The 16,288-nt window shown below is 64.2% G+C and carries 13 protein-coding genes; 3 read left to right on the forward strand and 10 right to left on the reverse strand.

The features are described from left to right. Positions 1–182: 182 nt before the first annotated feature. From M4J39_RS09510 to M4J39_RS09530, 5 genes are all read right to left on the reverse strand, one after another. Positions 183–1,124: an ABC transporter permease gene (locus M4J39_RS09510; protein ID WP_251727607.1), complete on the reverse strand. Its 942-nt coding sequence runs from the start codon at positions 1,122–1,124 to the stop codon at positions 183–185. Further along, a complete protein-coding gene (locus M4J39_RS09515; RefSeq protein WP_251727608.1) occupies positions 1,124–2,656 on the reverse strand; it encodes a sugar ABC transporter ATP-binding protein in 1,533 nt (510 codons plus the stop codon). Before M4J39_RS09515 ends, M4J39_RS09510 begins: the two co-directional genes overlap by 1 nt. Position 2,657: 1 nt before the next feature. After that, complete coding sequence (locus M4J39_RS09520) at positions 2,658–3,680, reverse strand: ABC transporter permease (RefSeq protein WP_251727609.1); 1,023 nt, start codon at positions 3,678–3,680, stop codon at positions 2,658–2,660. Between the two features lie 203 nt (positions 3,681–3,883). Beyond that, positions 3,884–4,918 carry a sugar ABC transporter substrate-binding protein gene (locus M4J39_RS09525; protein ID WP_251727610.1) on the reverse strand — a complete coding sequence of 345 codons (1,035 nt, stop codon included), beginning with the start codon at positions 4,916–4,918 and terminating at the stop codon, positions 3,884–3,886. Between the two features lie 37 nt (positions 4,919–4,955). Then, positions 4,956–5,873: an SMP-30/gluconolactonase/LRE family protein gene (locus M4J39_RS09530; RefSeq protein WP_251727611.1), complete on the reverse strand. Its 918-nt coding sequence runs from the start codon at positions 5,871–5,873 to the stop codon at positions 4,956–4,958. Between the two features lie 178 nt (positions 5,874–6,051). Here M4J39_RS09530 and M4J39_RS09535 point away from each other — a divergent pair, with 178 nt between their 5' ends. After that, positions 6,052–7,302 carry a GAF domain-containing protein gene (locus M4J39_RS09535; protein WP_251727612.1) on the forward strand — a complete coding sequence of 417 codons (1,251 nt, stop codon included), beginning with the start codon at positions 6,052–6,054 and terminating at the stop codon, positions 7,300–7,302. Further along, a complete protein-coding gene (locus M4J39_RS09540; RefSeq protein ID WP_251727613.1) occupies positions 7,299–8,054 on the forward strand; it encodes a response regulator transcription factor in 756 nt (251 codons plus the stop codon). The genes M4J39_RS09535 and M4J39_RS09540 overlap by 4 nt, the downstream gene beginning before the upstream one ends. 19 nt (positions 8,055–8,073) lie before the next feature. On the opposite strand, the gene M4J39_RS09545 is transcribed toward M4J39_RS09540, so the two are convergent. From M4J39_RS09545 to M4J39_RS09565, 5 genes are all read right to left on the reverse strand, one after another. After that, positions 8,074–9,405, reverse strand: coding sequence for a sigma-54 dependent transcriptional regulator (locus M4J39_RS09545; protein ID WP_251727614.1), 1,332 nt, complete (start codon positions 9,403–9,405; stop codon positions 8,074–8,076). Continuing rightward, a complete protein-coding gene (locus tag M4J39_RS09550; protein WP_251727615.1) occupies positions 9,398–11,212 on the reverse strand; it encodes an ATP-binding protein in 1,815 nt (604 codons plus the stop codon). Before M4J39_RS09550 ends, M4J39_RS09545 begins: the two co-directional genes overlap by 8 nt. 179 nt (positions 11,213–11,391) lie before the next feature. Continuing rightward, on the reverse strand, positions 11,392–12,708 hold the full coding sequence (locus M4J39_RS09555) for a dicarboxylate/amino acid:cation symporter (RefSeq protein WP_251727616.1): 1,317 nt from the start codon (positions 12,706–12,708) through the stop codon (positions 11,392–11,394). A gap of 33 nt (positions 12,709–12,741) precedes the next feature. Further along, complete coding sequence (aspA, locus tag M4J39_RS09560) at positions 12,742–14,175, reverse strand: aspartate ammonia-lyase (protein ID WP_251727617.1); 1,434 nt, start codon at positions 14,173–14,175, stop codon at positions 12,742–12,744. 103 nt (positions 14,176–14,278) lie between these two features. Continuing rightward, the gene (locus M4J39_RS09565; RefSeq protein ID WP_251727618.1) at positions 14,279–14,512 is read right to left on the reverse strand and encodes a hypothetical protein; all 234 of its coding nucleotides are present in this window, start codon (positions 14,510–14,512) and stop codon (positions 14,279–14,281) included. Positions 14,513–14,636: 124 nt separating this feature from the next. Here M4J39_RS09565 and M4J39_RS09570 point away from each other — a divergent pair, with 124 nt between their 5' ends. Then, on the forward strand, positions 14,637–16,253 hold the full coding sequence (locus tag M4J39_RS09570) for a fumarate hydratase (protein WP_251727619.1): 1,617 nt from the start codon (positions 14,637–14,639) through the stop codon (positions 16,251–16,253). Positions 16,254–16,288 lie beyond the last annotated feature (35 nt).

Genomic DNA, 16,288 nt, shown 5'->3' on the forward strand with positions numbered 1-16,288 from the left:
TGCTTCACCGCCACCACCACCTCGCCAGCCCCGGCAACCGGCTCGGCGATCTCGTGAAACGAACTCAACCCACTGCCGTCGATCTTCAATGCAAGCATGAAATCAGTCCTCTTGTCTTTTGTCGGGACCGGCCGGGGAAAGCGCGCTCGGCGCGGTCCATAGTACCCGAATGATCAGGCGGCTCAGCCGCGCTCGGCCAGAGCCAGGGCAAGCGCGATGATGGCACCCTTGGCGATGAGCTGGATGTCGATCGACACGTTGAGGATGTTCATGCCGTTGTTCATGATGCCGAGGAACATCACGCCGAGCACCGTCCGGGCGACCGAACCATTGCCGCCCATCAGGCTGGTGCCGCCGAGGACGACCGAGGCGATCACGTCGAGTTCGGTGCCGAACTCGCCATAGGTGGCCGACGCCGTGTGGACCTGCGACGACTGGATGATGCCGGCGAGCGCCGCTCCGAAGGCCGAAATGGCATAGAGCGACATCTTGGTGATGCGGGTGCGGTGGCCGCTCAGGAAGGCGGCGCGTTCGTTCTCGCCGATGGCGGCGACGCAGATGCCGATCGGCGTCATTTTCTGAAGGAAGACCACCAGCAGGGAAACCGCCACGAACAGGTAGATCGAGAAGGGGATGCCGGCGATCGAGCCCGTGCCGATGAAGGTGAAGCCCGGTTGGTCGCGGATGCCGTGCAGATCGGGGCCGCCGAGCAACAGCGCCGAGCCGCGAACGATGGATAGCATGGCGAGCGTGACGATGATCGGCGGCAGTCCCAGGAAGGCGATGACCGCACCGTTGAGAAGGCCGACGAGGACGCCGGCCGCCAGTCCGGCCGCCAGGACGAGCGGCAGGGGGTAGCCGGCCTCCATGGCAAAGAAGGAGACGACTCCCGACAACGCGAGTACCGGGCCGACCGACAGATCGATGCCGCCCGTCATGATGACGAAGGTCATGCAGGTCGCCATGATGCCGACCATGGCCACCTGGCGAAAGATGCCGACGAGGTTGTCGGGCGTCAGGAAGGCGGGCTCGATCACCGAGAAGACCACGACGAAGGCAGCGATGGCGATGGTCAGCGCGTGCGGGGCCAGACGGGTGGCGATATTGGGGGAGAGGGCGCTCATCATTCGGCTCCGATTTCGGCCACCACCTGGGCCATGCTCATGTCGGTGGTGTCGTGGATCGACCGCAATCGTCCCGAGACCATGATGCCGATGCGGTCGGCGACGGTCATCACTTCCTCAAGGTCGGAGGAAACAACCAGGACAGCGGCGCCCCGGTCACGTTCGGCGCGCAGGATGGAGTAGATCTCCGCCTTGGCGCCGACGTCGACGCCGACGGTCGGCTCGTCGAGAATGATCACCTTGGGGCCGAGGCGCAGCCATTTTCCGACCAGCACCTTCTGCTGGTTGCCGCCGGAAAGCTGGCGGACCAGCTTGCGCCCGTCTGCCGGCTTGACGCTGAGATCGTCGATCGAGCGGCGCGAAGCCGCCTCGATGCCACGACGATCGAGCAGGAACAGGCGGCGGAAGCGATCGAGCGTCGTCATGACGAGGTTTTCCGTCACCGTCATGCCGAGCATCAGGCCGTCGCGATGGCGATCCTCGGGCACGAACCCGACGCCGCAGGCCATGGCATCGCCCGGCGCGCGGAAGTCGACCGGCTTGCCGTCGATCTCGACGGTGCCGGCGTCCCGGGGCTCCGAGCCGAAGATGGCGTGCATGAGCTCGGTCCGCTTGGAGCCGATGAGACCGGTGATGCAGAGGATTTCGCCGCCGTAGAGATCGAAGCTCACGTCGCGGAACATGCCGCGGCGGCTCAGCCCCTTGACGGACAGGCGGATCTCGCCGTTGCCGCGCGGATGGCGGGCCTCGCCGGCCGCCGCCGAGCTTTCGCGTGCGAGACGATCGCCGACCATCAGCTCGATCACCTTGGCACGCGTCATGTCGGCGACATCGGCTTCGGCAATGACACGACCGTCGCGCATGATGGTCATGGTGTCGCAGACGGTGAAGATCTCGTCGAGCATGTGACTGATGTAGACGATGCCGACGCCGCGACTCTTGAGGAGGCGGATGGTGTCGTGCAGCCGACGCACGTCGGAAGCGGCGAGCCAGCCGGTCGGCTCGTCCATCAGGAGCACCTTGGCGTCGAGCGCCAGCGCCTTGACGATCTCCACTTCCTTCTGTTTCACCGTCGGTAGTTCGCCGACCGTGGCGTCGAGATCGAGATCGATGCAATAGCGCTTGAGCAGTTCTTCCGCCTCGCGCCGCTGCGCCTTGACGTCGACGAGACCGAAGCGACGGGTCGGCTGGCGGCCGAGGAAGATGTTGTCGAGCACGCTCAGTGCCGGCGCCATGTTCGAATGCTGGTAGATGCATCCGATGCCGTGGCGGATCATCTCCTCCGGCCGGCCGAGCGGCAGTTCGGCGCCGTCAAGCGTCACGCTTCCCGACGTGGGCATGATCGCGCCGGTCAGAACCTTGATCAGCGTCGATTTTCCGGCCCCGTTGGAGCCGATGAGGGCCCTGACTTCACCGGGCATCACGCGAAAATCGGCATGATCGAGGGCGACGAGGTTGCCGTAGACCTTGGTCAGGCCATGCGCATCGAGGAGCTGGGCGGCGCTGGCGTTCACGTTGGCTGCTGCGGGCATCTCAGGCCTCCTCGGCGAGGTTGGCGGCCAGGCGCTTCTGCCGGCGGACGGCGAGGAAGCGGTCGTGGCCGACGGCGATCAGCAGGATGACGCCGGTGAGAATCTGCTGGACGAACTGGGAAATGCCGAGCAGCGTCAGGCCGATCAGCACCATGCCGAGCAGGAAGGTGCCGATCACCGGGCCTGCGAGGCCGCCGATGCCGCCCGACAGGCTGACGCCGCCGATCACCGCCGCGGCGATGGCGCTCATTTCCATGCCCATGCCGAGCGACTCCGTCGTCGTCGACAGGCGGGCGATCATCAGCAGGGCGCCAAGCCCGGCACAGAAGCCGCAAATCGCATAGGCGATGATGATCGTGCGACCGACATTGATGCCGGCGAGGCGCGCCGCTTCGGCATTGCCGCCGACGGTGTAGATGTCGCGGCCGAAGCGGGTCCGGCCGAGCATGACGCCGAACACGACGAGCGTCGCGATCATGATGAAGAAGGAGAGGGGAACCCAGGGCAACTCGATCAGCGACGACAGGCCGGTCGCCGACCCGATGTCGAAATAGGTGTCGAGGCCCATGATCCAGGGATCGCTGAGCGGCGTCGTCGACAGTTCGGGCACCAGTTGGCGTCCGGAAATGGCATAGACGAGACCACGATAGGCGGCGAGCGTCGACAGCGTGGCGATGAAGGGCTGGAGGCGCAGTTTGACGATCAGGGCGCCGTTGACTGCGCCACAGAGTGTCGCTACCGCGAGGGTGATGGGGATTGCGACATAGCCGGGCACGTCGAACATCAGCGTCAGGTCAAAGGCGACCATGCCGGCCAGTGCGAGAGTGGCGCCCACGGACAGATCGATGCCGCGCAGCAGGATGGGGAAGGACTCGCCTATGGCGAGAATGGCGATGAACGAGAATCCCGCCATGAGATCCTCGAAGTTGCTCGCTGTCGCAAAGTTGGGCGCGAACACGCAAAAGAATGCCAGCACTGCCAGGAAGAACAGGACTACGGCGATGAATGCGGATTGGACACGCATTGCGGACCTATCGATCGGGGTTTGCTTCAGCTTTGCTGACGGGTGGCGCGCTCGGTCGTGAAGGCAACCGGCGGCCCGGCGAGGCTATCCGCCGCCATGGGCCTGCGCTCGACCGCGGAAAGGCCGCCGATCGCATAGAGCTCGGCCGGCGGATCCGGGAAGCCTAGGCCGCCCGGATCGCGCCTGAAAGTGCGGCTTGTCGCTTACCAGCGCTGCGACGGCTGGATCTGACCGACCGTATCCTTGGTGGCGATCACGAAGGGCATCAGGAGCTTGCCCTGCTGCTCGAACGCCTTGGCGGTGACGAGGCCGGAGGTCAGCACCGTGGCCGCGGCGGCGGCGAAGCGGCCCTGCTGGAACACGTCAGTATACTGCGTGCCGGTGAGTTCGCCCGCCTCGATAGACGCCAGAGCGTCCTTCTCGCCGTCGTTGCCGAAGATCACCATCTTGCCGAGGAGACCCTTTTCCTTGGCGACGTCGACCGCGCCGAGCGCCATCGAGTCGTTGACGCCGTAGACGCCGGCGAGGTTGGGGTTGGCGGCCAAGATGGTGGACAGCACGTCCTGGGCCTTCTTGCGCGACCAGTCGGCGACCTGATCGGCGACGACGCGGATCTCCGGATGGTACTTCTTGAGGCCGTCGACGAAGCCATTCGTGCGCTGGTCGCGGATGATGATGCCCGGAGGAGCGTTGAGGATGGCGACGTCACCCTTGCCGCCGAGCTTGTCGCCCATCACCTTGGCGATTTCCATGGCGCCGTAATAGTGGTTCATCTCCACATGGGCGGCGTGGGCTTCGGTGGCGTCGATGTTGAGCGTGATGACGATGATGCCCTTGCGCTTGGCCTTCTTGATCGACGGGGCGAGCGCCACGCTGTCGCTCGGCTGCAGGAAGATCACCTTGGTGTCGTTGTTGATCAGCGTGTCCATCAGGCTGACCTGGACCTCCACCTTGTTCTGGCCGTCGAGTTGCGTGTAGTCGACGTTCTGTTGGGTGCTCAGCACTTCTTCGATGCCCTTCGACCAGCCGGCCGAAACCGTGTGCGGCTGAATCTGCAGGAAGGCCATCTTCACCCGCTCGTCGGCGCGCGCGGCGCTGAAGCCGACGACGCCGGTGACCGGGTCGATGCCGGCCATCAGGCCGGTGGCGGCGCCCGTCAGGGCGGCCGAGCCCAGGGCCATGGACTTCAGGATGGTGCGGCGATCGGCCAGGAGCTTGCTTTCGTCTTTCTGGGTCATGTCTCTCTCCCTAGTCTCGTTCTTGCCTTGAAGGTCCTCACCGCGCGGGGCGTCCGGCGCCGCGCACCGCCGTATAAACGGCATAGACGGATGTCGATGCCGTGATGAACAGTCGGTTGTTCTTGGGGCCACCGAAGCACAGGTTGGCCACGGTCTCCGGCACATGGATGATGCCGAGAGGGCAACCGTCCGGGGCGAAGATCTCGACGCCACGCGCCGAGGAAACCCAGAGGTTGCCGTATTCGTCGAGGCGAAGGCCGTCGGGCACTCCTTCCTCGATCGTGATCAGTATCTTGCCCTCGCCGACCTGCCAGTCGTTTGCGAGCGGAAAAGCCATGACGTGGTGAAACCCTGCCGCGTCGTGGGACGCCGAACTGTCGGCGACATAGAGCGTCCGCTCGTCGAGCGACAGGGCAAGCCCGTTCGGCTTCAGCATCGAACGGATCTTCGCTTCGACCTTTCGTGTCTCGGGATCGGCGCGATAGACGAAGCACCCGTCCTGTTCGGACGGAGAACGCTTGCCCTCGTAGTCGGTCATGATGCCGTAGGTCGGGTCGGTGAACCAGACGCCGCCGTCGGACGCGACGATCACGTCGTTGGGCGAGTTGAGCCGCCGCCCCTCGAAGGCATCGGCGATGACCGTGCGCCGGCCGTCCAGCTCGAAGCGGACGACCGAACGCGTCAGGTGCTCACAGGCCACAAGGCGCCCTTCTGGGTCGATCGTGTGGCCGTTGCAGTTGTTGGCCGCGTGATCGAGCACGCGGACACCAAGGTCGGGAATCCACTGGTACATCCTGCCGCGCGGAATGTCCGACCAGATGAGGAAATCGCCCGTTGGAAAATAGGCGGGCCCCTCGGTCCACAGGTGCCCGGTACTCAGTGTCTCGAGAGGGCTGCTCGGCAGCACGAGCTGCCACAGACGCTCGTCGAGCGCGGTTATGCGTTGCTGGCTCATCGGCGCGTTGGCTCTTGTATTTGCGTTTTCCTCACTGTCATTGAAGCAGAGACAAAAGGAGCGAAACAGCGCAGGTCCCACGTCCATTTTGCGGGAACCCGCAAAACTTGACGCGCTTTCGCGCTGGTTTCGTGTGCGATCTGCGCCGACAATCGAGCCGTTCATGCAAGAGGCAGCCATGCTGAGTCGCACCCCGTTCGATCTGCAACGCATCATGGCGGTTCTGAAATCGATCACCGGACAACTCGACCTCAAATGCGTGGTCCAGTCGGTTTCGACGGCGGTGATCGACATCCTGCCGCACGATCATATCGACGTGGCCCTGATGAATGCCGACCGCACCATCGTTTCCACCTACGAGGCGGGGCTGCATACCGAGTGGGACATCGAGTCGCGCGGAACGCGATCCGTCGCCGTCAGTCCCATTCGCACCCTTTTCATGGGGGAGGTCGACAGCATCATCACCCCCGATGCCCAGGCCGATCCCCGCTTCCACTTCGAAGGCGCCTGGTCCAAGCCGATCTTCGACGCCGGCCTGCGCGGCCGTCTGCACGTGCCGGTGCTGGTGGAAGGCCGGATCATCGGCGCGCTGTCGTTTTCCACGCAGGTGCCCGACACGTATAGCGAGGCCGATCTCGACAACGCGCGGATCGTCGCCGACATCCTCGCCGCCTACATGTTCGCCCTCCAGCAGAGCGAGCTGGCCAGCCGGCGCGAAATCAAACGGGTGGAGGCCGAAGCCCGCGCCGAGGGGCTGCGCATCGGCGCGCGCCATCTGACCGAGGAGCTGGAAAACGCCCGGCAGGCCATCGGCATGGATCTGCATGACCAGACACTGGCCGATCTCTCGCGTATCTCCCGCAATCTGAAACGCCTGGAAAGCAAGGCGAACCTCCGGGGCAGCGAGCTTCAGCCGATCCAGGACGACATCTCGCACTGCCTCACCGAGCTCAGGGTCATCATCGACAACGCTCGGCCCTCGGTGCTGCAGTTCTTCGGCTTTTCCGAGGCCATCGAAGCGGTTCTGGACCGGTATGCCCGCGCCTCCGCCAAGCCGCTCGTCTGCCGGCTGCTGGACGAGGGCTGCGAGGCGATCGACGCCCTGCCGGCCAACACGCAGGTCGCGCTCTATCGCATCGTCCAGGAAGCCATCAACAATGCCGGCCGACACTCCGGTGCCTCGACGATCGAGGTTCAGGTCTTTTCCGACGAAGCCGGCATTCGTATCACCGTCGTCGACGACGGCTGCGGCCTGCCGCAGACGCCGGGCAAGCGAACCGGGGGGCTTGCCAACATGCGAACTCGCGCGTCGCTGATCGAGGCCGAACTGAGCGTGACCTCCGGCGCCGAAGGCGCCGGAACACAGTTGAGCATAACCATTCCGCTCGCCCGGCCACAGGACTCGGCGCGTAATCGGGAGGCAGAATGAGCACTTATCTGATCGCCGAGGACGACGTGCTGCATCGCGGTTTTCTGCGCGAGGTCATGGCGCTCGGCGAGATCGACTGCGAGCAGGTCATCGAGGCGGAGAACGGCGAGGATGCCATCCGCCTCGCTCATGAGCACGAACTCAAGGGCGTCATCCTCGATTTGCAGATGCCCAAGAAGACCGGCGTTCAGGCGGCGAAGGCGATCTGGGCCGAAAACCCGGCCATGCCGATCATCTTCTGGTCCAACTACGCCGACGAGGCCTACGTTCGTGGCGTCGCCCGCATCGTGCCGGCAGGCGCGACCTACGGCTACCTGTTGAAAACCGCGTCCAAGGACCGGCTGAGGCGGGCAATCCAGTGCGTGTTCGTCGAAGGGCAGAACATCATCGACCGCGAGGTGCGCGGTCTTCAGAAGCGGGGCCAGAAGGGGTCGGACGAACTGACCGAGGTCGAGTACGAGATCCTGCTCGATATTGCCATCGGCCTTACGGACCAGGCAATCGCCGCGCGCCGCAACATGTCGATGCGCTCCGTGCAGGGGCGGCTTCAGCAGCTCTACGCCAAGCTGGGGCTTGCATCCCTTCCCCTGATGTCGGATGGGCGCGCCGTCTTCAACAGCCGCTCGCGCGCCGTGGCGATGGCGCTCTCCAGCCGGATCATCAATTCCAAGACGATCGAGATCGCCGAGTCCGAATACCAGCAGGACCCGGAGCGCGGCCTTCGCCGCTCAGCCGGTCACCAGTCAGGGTGACGGGAAAGGCCCCTGGGGCTCATCGTCCCGAAAGCTTGTACTTCCGGATTCGGTCGTGCAGCGTGGTCTTGGCCATCTTGAGATCCTCGGCGGCGCGCGACAGCGACATGCCATTGCGGCGCAACGCCTCCGAGATCAATCGACGCTCGAAGACTTCCAGCGTTTCCGTCAGGGAGCGGCGGTTGTCGCCGTCGGGATCGTCGAGGGGAAAGCCCTCGATGTCGCCCAGAACCCACCGGTCGGCGGCGTTCTTGAGTTCGCGCACGTTGCCGGGCCACTCGCAGGCCATCAGGGCTTGCAGCTTCTCGCTGTCGAGCCGGGGCGTAGGCCGTCCGTAGCGCGCGGCGGCCTGGTGGGCAAAATGCTCGAACAACAGGCCGATGTCGTCGCGCCGTTCGCGTAGCGGCGGCAGGCGCAGCGTGGCGACGTTGAGGCGGTAGTAGAGGTCGGCGCGGAAGCGCCCCTGGTCCGAAAGCTCGCGCAGATCGCTCTTCGAGGCGGCGATGACCCGGCAATTGACCTCCAGGACCTGATTTGAGCCGAGCCGTTCGATCTTTCGTTCCTGGAGCACGCGCAGCAGCTTGATCTGCATGGGCATTGGCATGCTCTCGATCTCGTCGAGGAAGAGCGTGCCGCCGTTGGCATGCTCGATCTTGCCGATGCGCCTCTTGGCAGCGCCCGTGAAAGCGCCGACCTCGTGGCCGAAAATCTCGCTGTCGATGAGGTTCTCGGGCATTCCGCCGCAGTTGAGGGCGACGAAGTTGCCGGCGCGACGCGGACTGAGGTCATGCAGGCACTGGGCGACCAGTTCCTTGCCGGTGCCGGTTTCGCCGGTGATCAGCACGTCGGCCGATGCCTGACCGAGATCGATGACGCGCCACCGCACCATCTGGATCTGTGGTGATTTGCCGATGATGCGGGTTTCGAGATTCTGGCCGCTGTTGATCTGCGCGCGCAGGTCGCGAACCTCCTGGACGAGACGCCTCGTCTCCAGCGCGCGCCGCGCGATCTCGACGAGATGGGTCGAGGAGAACGGCTTCTCGATGAAGTCGTGGGCGCCGTCCTTCATGGCCTGAACGGCGAGCGAGATATCGCCATGCCCGGTCATCAGCACGACCGGCAGGTCGGCATCGAAGGCGCGAATGCGCGTCATCAGCGCCATTCCGTCCATGCCGGGCAGGCGAATGTCGGAAATGACCACCGCCGGAGGATTCTCGGCGATATAGCGCCAGGCATTCTCGGCACTGTCGACCGCGTCGGCGACGATGCCCTCCAGCACGAGAGCCTGCTGGCATCCGCGCCTGACGTTCGGGTCGTCCTCGACGATCAGCACCTTGAGTGTGTCAGGCATCGACGTTCTCCGAAGCGGTCGCGAGCGGCAGGTCGAGAACGAACAGCGCGCCGCCCTCGGTGAGGTTGGCGGCTGACAGCGAACCGCCGAAGTCTCTGGCAATCCCGGCCGAAATGGCAAGCCCCAGTCCCAGCCCGCCACCAGAGTCCTTGGTCGTGAAGAATGGCTCGAACAGACGCTCGCGCTCGTTTTCGCCAAATCCCGGCCCGTTGTCTCGCACTTCGATGAAGACGCGGTCGCCGTCCATGCGGGCCGACAGGCCGATACGCGGCGCCTCCACCCCCTCGGTCGCGTCCAGCGCGTTGGCAACGAGGTTGACCAGAATCTGTTCCAGTCGGTTGGAATCGGCGAGTACCGAGAGATCGGCGGGCTCGACATTGATCTCCGGCCGGATGGATCGCTGCGACAGGCGGCGGTTGAGGAAGAACAGCGTGTTTTCCAGAGAGCGGCGCACATTCACCGGGCGCGGTTTGCCGCTCGACTTGCGCGCGAACGACTTCAGCTGGCTGGTCAGCGTGCCCATGTGGGTCACCAGATCCGAGATCAGCGCGAGATTGCTCCCGGCCTCCTCCAGCATTCCTCGCTGCATGAACTTGACGGTGTTGTCGGAAAGAGTGTGCAGGGCGGCGAGCGGCTGGTTGAGCTCGTGCGCCAGCCCAGCCGACATCTGGCCGATGACCGCGAGCTTGCCGGCGTGGACCAGTTCTTCCTGCGCTTCCTTGAGCGTCCGCGTGCGTTCCTCGACCTTGCGCTCCAACTCGTCATGAGCCCGCTGAAGCGCTTCGCGGGCGCGAAGCCGTTCCCACTGGCGGAGCCGTCGCAGGTAAAGGGCGACCGAGGCGATGCACAGTATGACACCGCCGGCAGCGGCGAGGGCGGCATTCAACCAAGCCATGGTCCGCAGGTCGCCAAAGGGCGAGAGCACGGTAAGGCGCCAGTTCGTGCCCTTGAGCGGGGCCGATTGCGCCAGAAAGACACCGTATATCGGAAAAGTATGTGGCTCTTCGGCAGCCGGCCGAACCAGTTGGACGATTTCTGCCTTTTCGGAGCTGACGTTTCCCTGCGACTGCAGGCCGAGCGGAGGCAGAGGACGGGCGTTATAGTGAAGGGATTGCGCCAGCTCGCTTCGTCGCTCTTCGCTGAGCGGCGTGAGCGTCGTGAACTTCCAGGACGGGACCGAGGCGAGGATGACCACGCCATTCTCGTCGGTGACGAGCACCGGCGCTTCGACCGTCGACCAGGATGTCTCGAGCTGTTCCAGGCTCACCTTCACCACCGCCACCCCAAGAAGGCGCTCATCGGCCAGAATGGGCGAGGACAGGTAGTAGCCGGGCTGACTGCGCGTCGTGCCGATGCCGAAGAAGCGGCCCGTCTGCTTGGCCAGCGCATCGCGAAAATAGGGGCGGTAGGACAGGTCCTCGCCAAGGAAACTGTCAGGCTGGTTCCAGTTGCTGGTGGCGACCACATGGCCGCTGGAGCTTAGCAGATAGATGGACAGAGAGCCGGCGCGCTTGTTGAGTTCGGCCAGGTAGTTGTTGATGCGAGAGGCCTGTTCCTCGCCGCCGTTGACGAGGAGATCGACGACGTCGCGTTCGAGGCCGAGGGTCGCCGGGAAGAAGGCGTACTTGTCGATCTCGCGTTCCAGGCTGGTCTCGTAGAGATCCAGCCGCTGACGCCCGCGCTCGGCAAGCCGCGCGATGCTCGTGTCCTCGCTGACCTTGAAACCAACGAAGCTCATCGCCAGCGCCAGTATCAGGATGGCGGGCAACAGCAGGGCAAGCGATCGCTGCGCGTGGCGTTGGGTCATGGGGCGTAAAGCCTCCGGCCAGCTTCGTTTTGCGATCCTGATTGGCACCGGCCGGGCCGCTTGTCCATAGCGGCCGGTCGTGCAGGCGCCGGGCGGCGAAGTTGCGTGGAAGCGCTGGCTGTCGCCCGGCTGTCGTGTGGATGCGCCGCCTCGTCTGGCGAGGGCGGCGCATCGGATCGTCAGGCGGCCTCGGGAGCGACCGCCGGAGCGCCGTCCGCCTCGATTTCAGCGATGCTGTCCTGATCGTCGTAGGCGTTTTCCCATTTGGCGATCACGGCGGTGGCGATCGAGTTGCCGAGAACGTTGGTGGCGGTACGGCCCATGTCGAGGAACACGTCGATGCCCATGATCAGCAGCACGCCGGCCTCGGGCAGGTTGAACATCGGCATGACCGCCGCAACGACGACGAGGGCCGAGCGCGGCACGCCGGCAATGCCCTTCGACGACACCATCAGCACCAGCAACATGGTGATCTGGGTGCCGAGATCCATCGGGATGTTGTAGGCCTGCGCCACGAACAGGGCGGCGAAGGTCGTGTAGATCATCGAGCCGTCGAGGTTGAATGAGTAGCCGAGCGGCAGCACGAAGCCGATGACCCGCTCGGAAATGCCGAGCCGCTTCAGGGCTTCCATGACGCGCGGGTAGGCAGCCTCGCTCGACGCGGTCGAGAAGCCGAGGATCATCGGATCTCGCACTGCGCTGAGAAGCGGGAACACCTTGTTTTTCAGAACTAGGTAGGCGAGGCCGATCAGCACGGCCCAAAGGACCAGCAGCGCGGTATAGAAGCCGCCCATCACCTTGCCATAGACCATCAGCACGCCAAGGCCCTGCGTGGTGACGACGTTGGCGATGGCCGCGAACACGCCGAGCGGGGCGAACAGCATGACATAGCCCGTCACCTTGAGCATGACGGGAACGGCGCCTTCGATCGTGGTAGCCAGCGTGTCGGCGGCCTTGATGTGGCGAACGTTGCCGAGCGCCAGGCCGAAGAACACCGAGAACACGACGATCTGCAGGATCTCGTTGCCCGCCATCGCCTCGAAGATGTTGCGCGGGAAGACGTGCGTCAGGAAATCCCTGAGGTTCAGCGACGACGTCTTGAGGTCGACGGCCGCGTTGACGTCCGGCAGCGGAATGCTGAGGCGGCCGCCTGGCTGAAGAAGGTTGGCGAGAACCAGGCCGATGGTGAGCGACATGAGCGAGGCCATCAGGAACCAGCCGATGGCCCGGCCGCCGATGCGACCGACGGTCTTGGCGTCGCCCATGTTGATGAGGCCGGATACCAGCGTCGCGAAGATCAGCGGCGCGATGATCATCTTGATGAGCCGCAGGAATATGTCGGTCAGCATGGCAAAGTAGCTGGCGATCGACTTGGCTTCCTCGGGCGTGGCGGCCATCTTGTTGCAGACGTAGCCGGCGACGATGCCGAGCAGCATGGCGAGCAGGATGTAGGTCGACTGGCGCGACTTCTTGGGTGTCGTGTCTATGGCGTGCATGGTGTGTTCCTTGAGTTCCCAGTGTTTCGCTTCTTATTTGGCGAAGGCCTCGGCCCTAGCCTTGAACAGGCGGGGGTGGGTGAGGACATCGGGACGAAGGATGTCTGCGAGCTCCTCCTGGCTCATCAGCCCGCGCTCGAGCACCAGTTCGGCCACGCTGCGCCCCGTGCGGTGGGCCTCCACGGCTACATCGGTGGCGTTGGCGTAACCGATGAATGGGTTGAGAGCGGTGGCGATGCCGATCGAATCGCGAACGATCGCTTCAAGACGGCTGCGGTTGGCGGTGATGCCGTCGATGCACTTGTCGGCCAGGATGTAGCAGCCCTGCCGGAGATGGGTGATCGACTTGAAGAGGCTGTGGGCGATGATCGGCTCGAAGGCATTGAGCTGCAGCTGGCCTGCTTCTGCGGCGAGCGAAACCGTCATGTCGTTGCCGATCACCTCGAAGGCGATCTGGTTGACCACCTCCGGAATGACCGGGTTGACCTTGCCGGGCATGATCGACGAACCGGCCTGACGGGCGGGAAGGTTGATTTCTCCAAAGCCGGCGCGCGGGCCGGACGACAGCAGCCGCAAGTCGTTGCACACCTTGGACAGCTTGACAGCGACGCGCTTCAGCACGCCCGAGAGCTGCACGAAGGCACCGCAGTCCTGCGTCGCTTCGATCAGGTTGAGGGCGGTGATCACCGGAATGCCGGAGATCTCGGCAAGGTGGCGGCAGACCAGCGCGGCATAGCCGGGGTGGGCGTTGATGCCGGTGCCGATCGCCGTGGCGCCGAGATTGATTTCGCGGATCAGCTGCGCAGCTTCCTTGAGGCGATCCTCGTCCTCCTCGAGCATCACCGCATAGGTTGCGAACTCCTGGCCGAGCGTCATGGGCACGGCGTCCTGAAGCTGGGTGCGCCCCATCTTGAGCACGTCGCCGAACTCGTCGGCCTTGCGCTGGAACGCCGCCCGGAGATGAGCCATGGCATCGACCAGACGGTAGATGCCGGCGTAGGTCGCAACCTTGAGAGCCGTCGGATAGACGTCGTTGGTCGACTGGCTCATGTTGACGTGTTCGTTGGGGTGCAGGCGCTTGTAGTCGCCCCGCTTGGCGCCCATGAGCTCGAGCGCCCGGTTGGCGATCACCTCATTGGCATTCATGTTGGTGGAGGTGCCAGCGCCCCCCTGAATGACGTCGACGACGAACTGGTCGGCGAGCCGACCCTCCCTGATCTCCCGGCAGGCGTTGATGATCGCGTCGGCGATCGGCGCCGGTAGCAGTCCGAGTTCGGCATTGGTGCGCGCGGCGGCCTGCTTGATCATGGCCAAGGCCTTGATCAGGTCCGGATAATGCGAAATCGGCGTTCCGGTGACGGGGAAGTTCTCGACGGCCCGCAGGGTGTGAACCCCGTAGTAGGCACTGTCGGGAACCTCCAGATTGCCGAGCAGATCGTGCTCGATCCTCATTTTGTCGGTGGGCATGTCTCTCTCCCGTTCTCGCCCCCCTTTGCCCAGGAGGGCGAGTTGGTATCGGCAAGAGGTGTGCCACCCGGCTATCTCAAGCCCTACTTGCAAGTCTTTGTTATTAAAATTGTTTTTCTGATGCTCGCAAAGCTTCGTTCGGAAATCCGAACGATGTGGCGTCATTGTGGCGGAGCTCTTGGTCGTTAAACTCGCTCAGTTGCGAAGAGTTCTCACGGGCAATTAATTGTCCCTTTGTTCCAAAAGGGATTTTTCTTGGCGCCGAGCATTTGTTCGGAAATCCGAACGCAGCTTCGGATGCGTTCGGAAGCGCGAACGGCGGCAAAAACGTGGCCATTCTCAATCATCCTATTGGACGACGCCGCTCGTATTGGCCCTGCTGCGAGGTCGCGCTAGAGAGGCCGCCATGCATGTCCGGCGGCAGTGGTGTGCTCGTCGGCTCCTCAGCGGAGGATAATCCGATGCCCGACGACAAGAACGGTCTGTTTCCCCTTGCGGACGATGAGACCCCCTACCGGAAGCTGACCGGCGATCTGGTGAGCGAAGTGACGTTCCAGGGGGAGGCCGTCCTGAAGGTTGAGCCGGAGGCACTGCGGCTCCTCGCCGAGACCGCCTTTGGGGATATAAATCACCTGCTGCGGCCGGCCCATCTCGCCCAGCTCGCGAGCATCCTCGATGATCCCGAGGCCACCGACAACGATCGCTTCGTCGCCTATGATCTTCTGAAGAACGCCTGCATTTCGGCTGCTGGCGTATTGCCGATGTGTCAGGACACCGGCACCGCCATCGTCTCGGCCAAGAAGGGGCGCCGCGTCTGGACCTCCGGTGGCGACCACGCGGCGATCGGCCAAGGCGTTCGAGACGCCTACGCCGCCAGGAATCTGCGCTACTCCCAGCTCGCCCCGCTGACCCTGTTCGACGAGATCAACACCGGCGACAATCTTCCGGCCCAGATCGACATCTACGCGGAGGGCGATGACGCCTACAAGTTCCTGTTTGTCGCCAAGGGCGGTGGCTCGGCCAACAAGACCTTCCTGTTCCAGGGGACGCCGTCGTTGCTGACCCACGACCGCATGCTGGCCTTCATCAAGGAGAAGATCCTGACGCTGGGCACGGCCGCCTGTCCGCCCTACCACTTGGCCATCGTCATCGGCGGCACGTCGGCGGAGATGAACCTGAAGACGGTCAAGCTGGCCTCGACCAAGGCGCTGGATGGCTTGCCGACGGCCGGCTCGGCGGCCGGTCACGCCTTTCGCGATCTGGCTTTCGAGGCTGAGGTGTTCAAGGCGACGCAGGCCACCGGCGTGGGGGCGCAGTTCGGCGGCAAGTATTTCTGTCACGACGTCCGCGTCATTCGCCTGCCGCGCCATGGCGCCTCGCTGCCGATCGGCATCGGCGTGTCCTGCTCGGCCGACCGACAGGCCTTGGGAAAGATCACGAAGGACGGGGTCTTCCTCGAGGAGCTCGAGCAAAACCCAGCCCGTTTCCTCCCTGATGTCGATGCCGACGCGCTCGGCGACGCCGTTGTGGAGATCGACCTGAATCAGCCGATGTCAGAAATCCTGAGGACTTTGTCGGGCCATCCAATCCGCACCCGTCTCAGCCTCACCGGTCCGATGATCGTTGCCCGCGATCTCGCCCATGCGAAGTTGCGCCAGCGATTGGAGCGTGGCGAACCGCTGCCGGATTATTTCCGGAACCATCCGATCTACTACGCCGGCCCGGCCAAGACGCCTCCAAATTATGCCTCGGGCTCGTTCGGCCCGACGACCGCAGGACGAATGGATTCTTACGTCGATCAGTTCCAGAGTTTGGGCGGTTCGAAGGTCATGCTGGCCAAGGGGAATCGGTCCGCCGCCGTTCGCGACGCCTGCGCCCGTCACGGCGGCTTCTATCTCGGCTCGATTGGCGGGCCGGCCGCGCGGCTTGCGCGCGACTGCATCCGAAAGGTCGAGCTCGTCGAATTCCCCGAACTTGGCATGGAGGCGGTCTGGAGGATCGAGGTCGTCGATTTCCCTGCCTTCATCGTCATCGACGACAAGGGCAACGATTTCTTCTCCGAACTCGGGCTGGGTTGACGAAAGCGCATCGGCGAACGGTCGCCACCTGACAC

This window comes from Pleomorphomonas sp. NRK KF1 (genome assembly GCF_023721755.1).
GTDB lineage: Bacteria > Pseudomonadota > Alphaproteobacteria > Rhizobiales > Pleomorphomonadaceae > Pleomorphomonas.

Excerpts from the sequence above, each read along its gene's own strand:
- M4J39_RS09510 (WP_251727607.1), bottom strand. The coding sequence starts at position 1,124 with ATGAGCGCCCTCTCCCCCAATATCGCCACCCGTCTGGCCCCGCACGCG.
- M4J39_RS09515 (WP_251727608.1), bottom strand. The coding sequence starts at position 2,656 with ATGCCCGCAGCAGCCAACGTGAACGCCAGCGCCGCCCAGCTCCTCGAT.
- M4J39_RS09520 (WP_251727609.1), bottom strand. The coding sequence starts at position 3,680 with ATGCGTGTCCAATCCGCATTCATCGCCGTAGTCCTGTTCTTCCTGGCA.
- M4J39_RS09525 (WP_251727610.1), bottom strand. The coding sequence starts at position 4,918 with ATGACCCAGAAAGACGAAAGCAAGCTCCTGGCCGATCGCCGCACCATC.
- M4J39_RS09530 (WP_251727611.1), bottom strand. The coding sequence starts at position 5,873 with ATGAGCCAGCAACGCATAACCGCGCTCGACGAGCGTCTGTGGCAGCTC.
- M4J39_RS09535 (WP_251727612.1), top strand. The coding sequence starts at position 6,052 with ATGCTGAGTCGCACCCCGTTCGATCTGCAACGCATCATGGCGGTTCTG.
- M4J39_RS09540 (WP_251727613.1), top strand. The coding sequence starts at position 7,299 with ATGAGCACTTATCTGATCGCCGAGGACGACGTGCTGCATCGCGGTTTT.
- M4J39_RS09545 (WP_251727614.1), bottom strand. The coding sequence starts at position 9,405 with ATGCCTGACACACTCAAGGTGCTGATCGTCGAGGACGACCCGAACGTC.
- M4J39_RS09550 (WP_251727615.1), bottom strand. The coding sequence starts at position 11,212 with ATGACCCAACGCCACGCGCAGCGATCGCTTGCCCTGCTGTTGCCCGCC.
- M4J39_RS09555 (WP_251727616.1), bottom strand. The coding sequence starts at position 12,708 with ATGCACGCCATAGACACGACACCCAAGAAGTCGCGCCAGTCGACCTAC.
- aspA (WP_251727617.1), bottom strand. The coding sequence starts at position 14,175 with ATGCCCACCGACAAAATGAGGATCGAGCACGATCTGCTCGGCAATCTG.
- M4J39_RS09565 (WP_251727618.1), bottom strand. The coding sequence starts at position 14,512 with ATGGCCACGTTTTTGCCGCCGTTCGCGCTTCCGAACGCATCCGAAGCT.
- M4J39_RS09570 (WP_251727619.1), top strand. The coding sequence starts at position 14,637 with ATGCCCGACGACAAGAACGGTCTGTTTCCCCTTGCGGACGATGAGACC.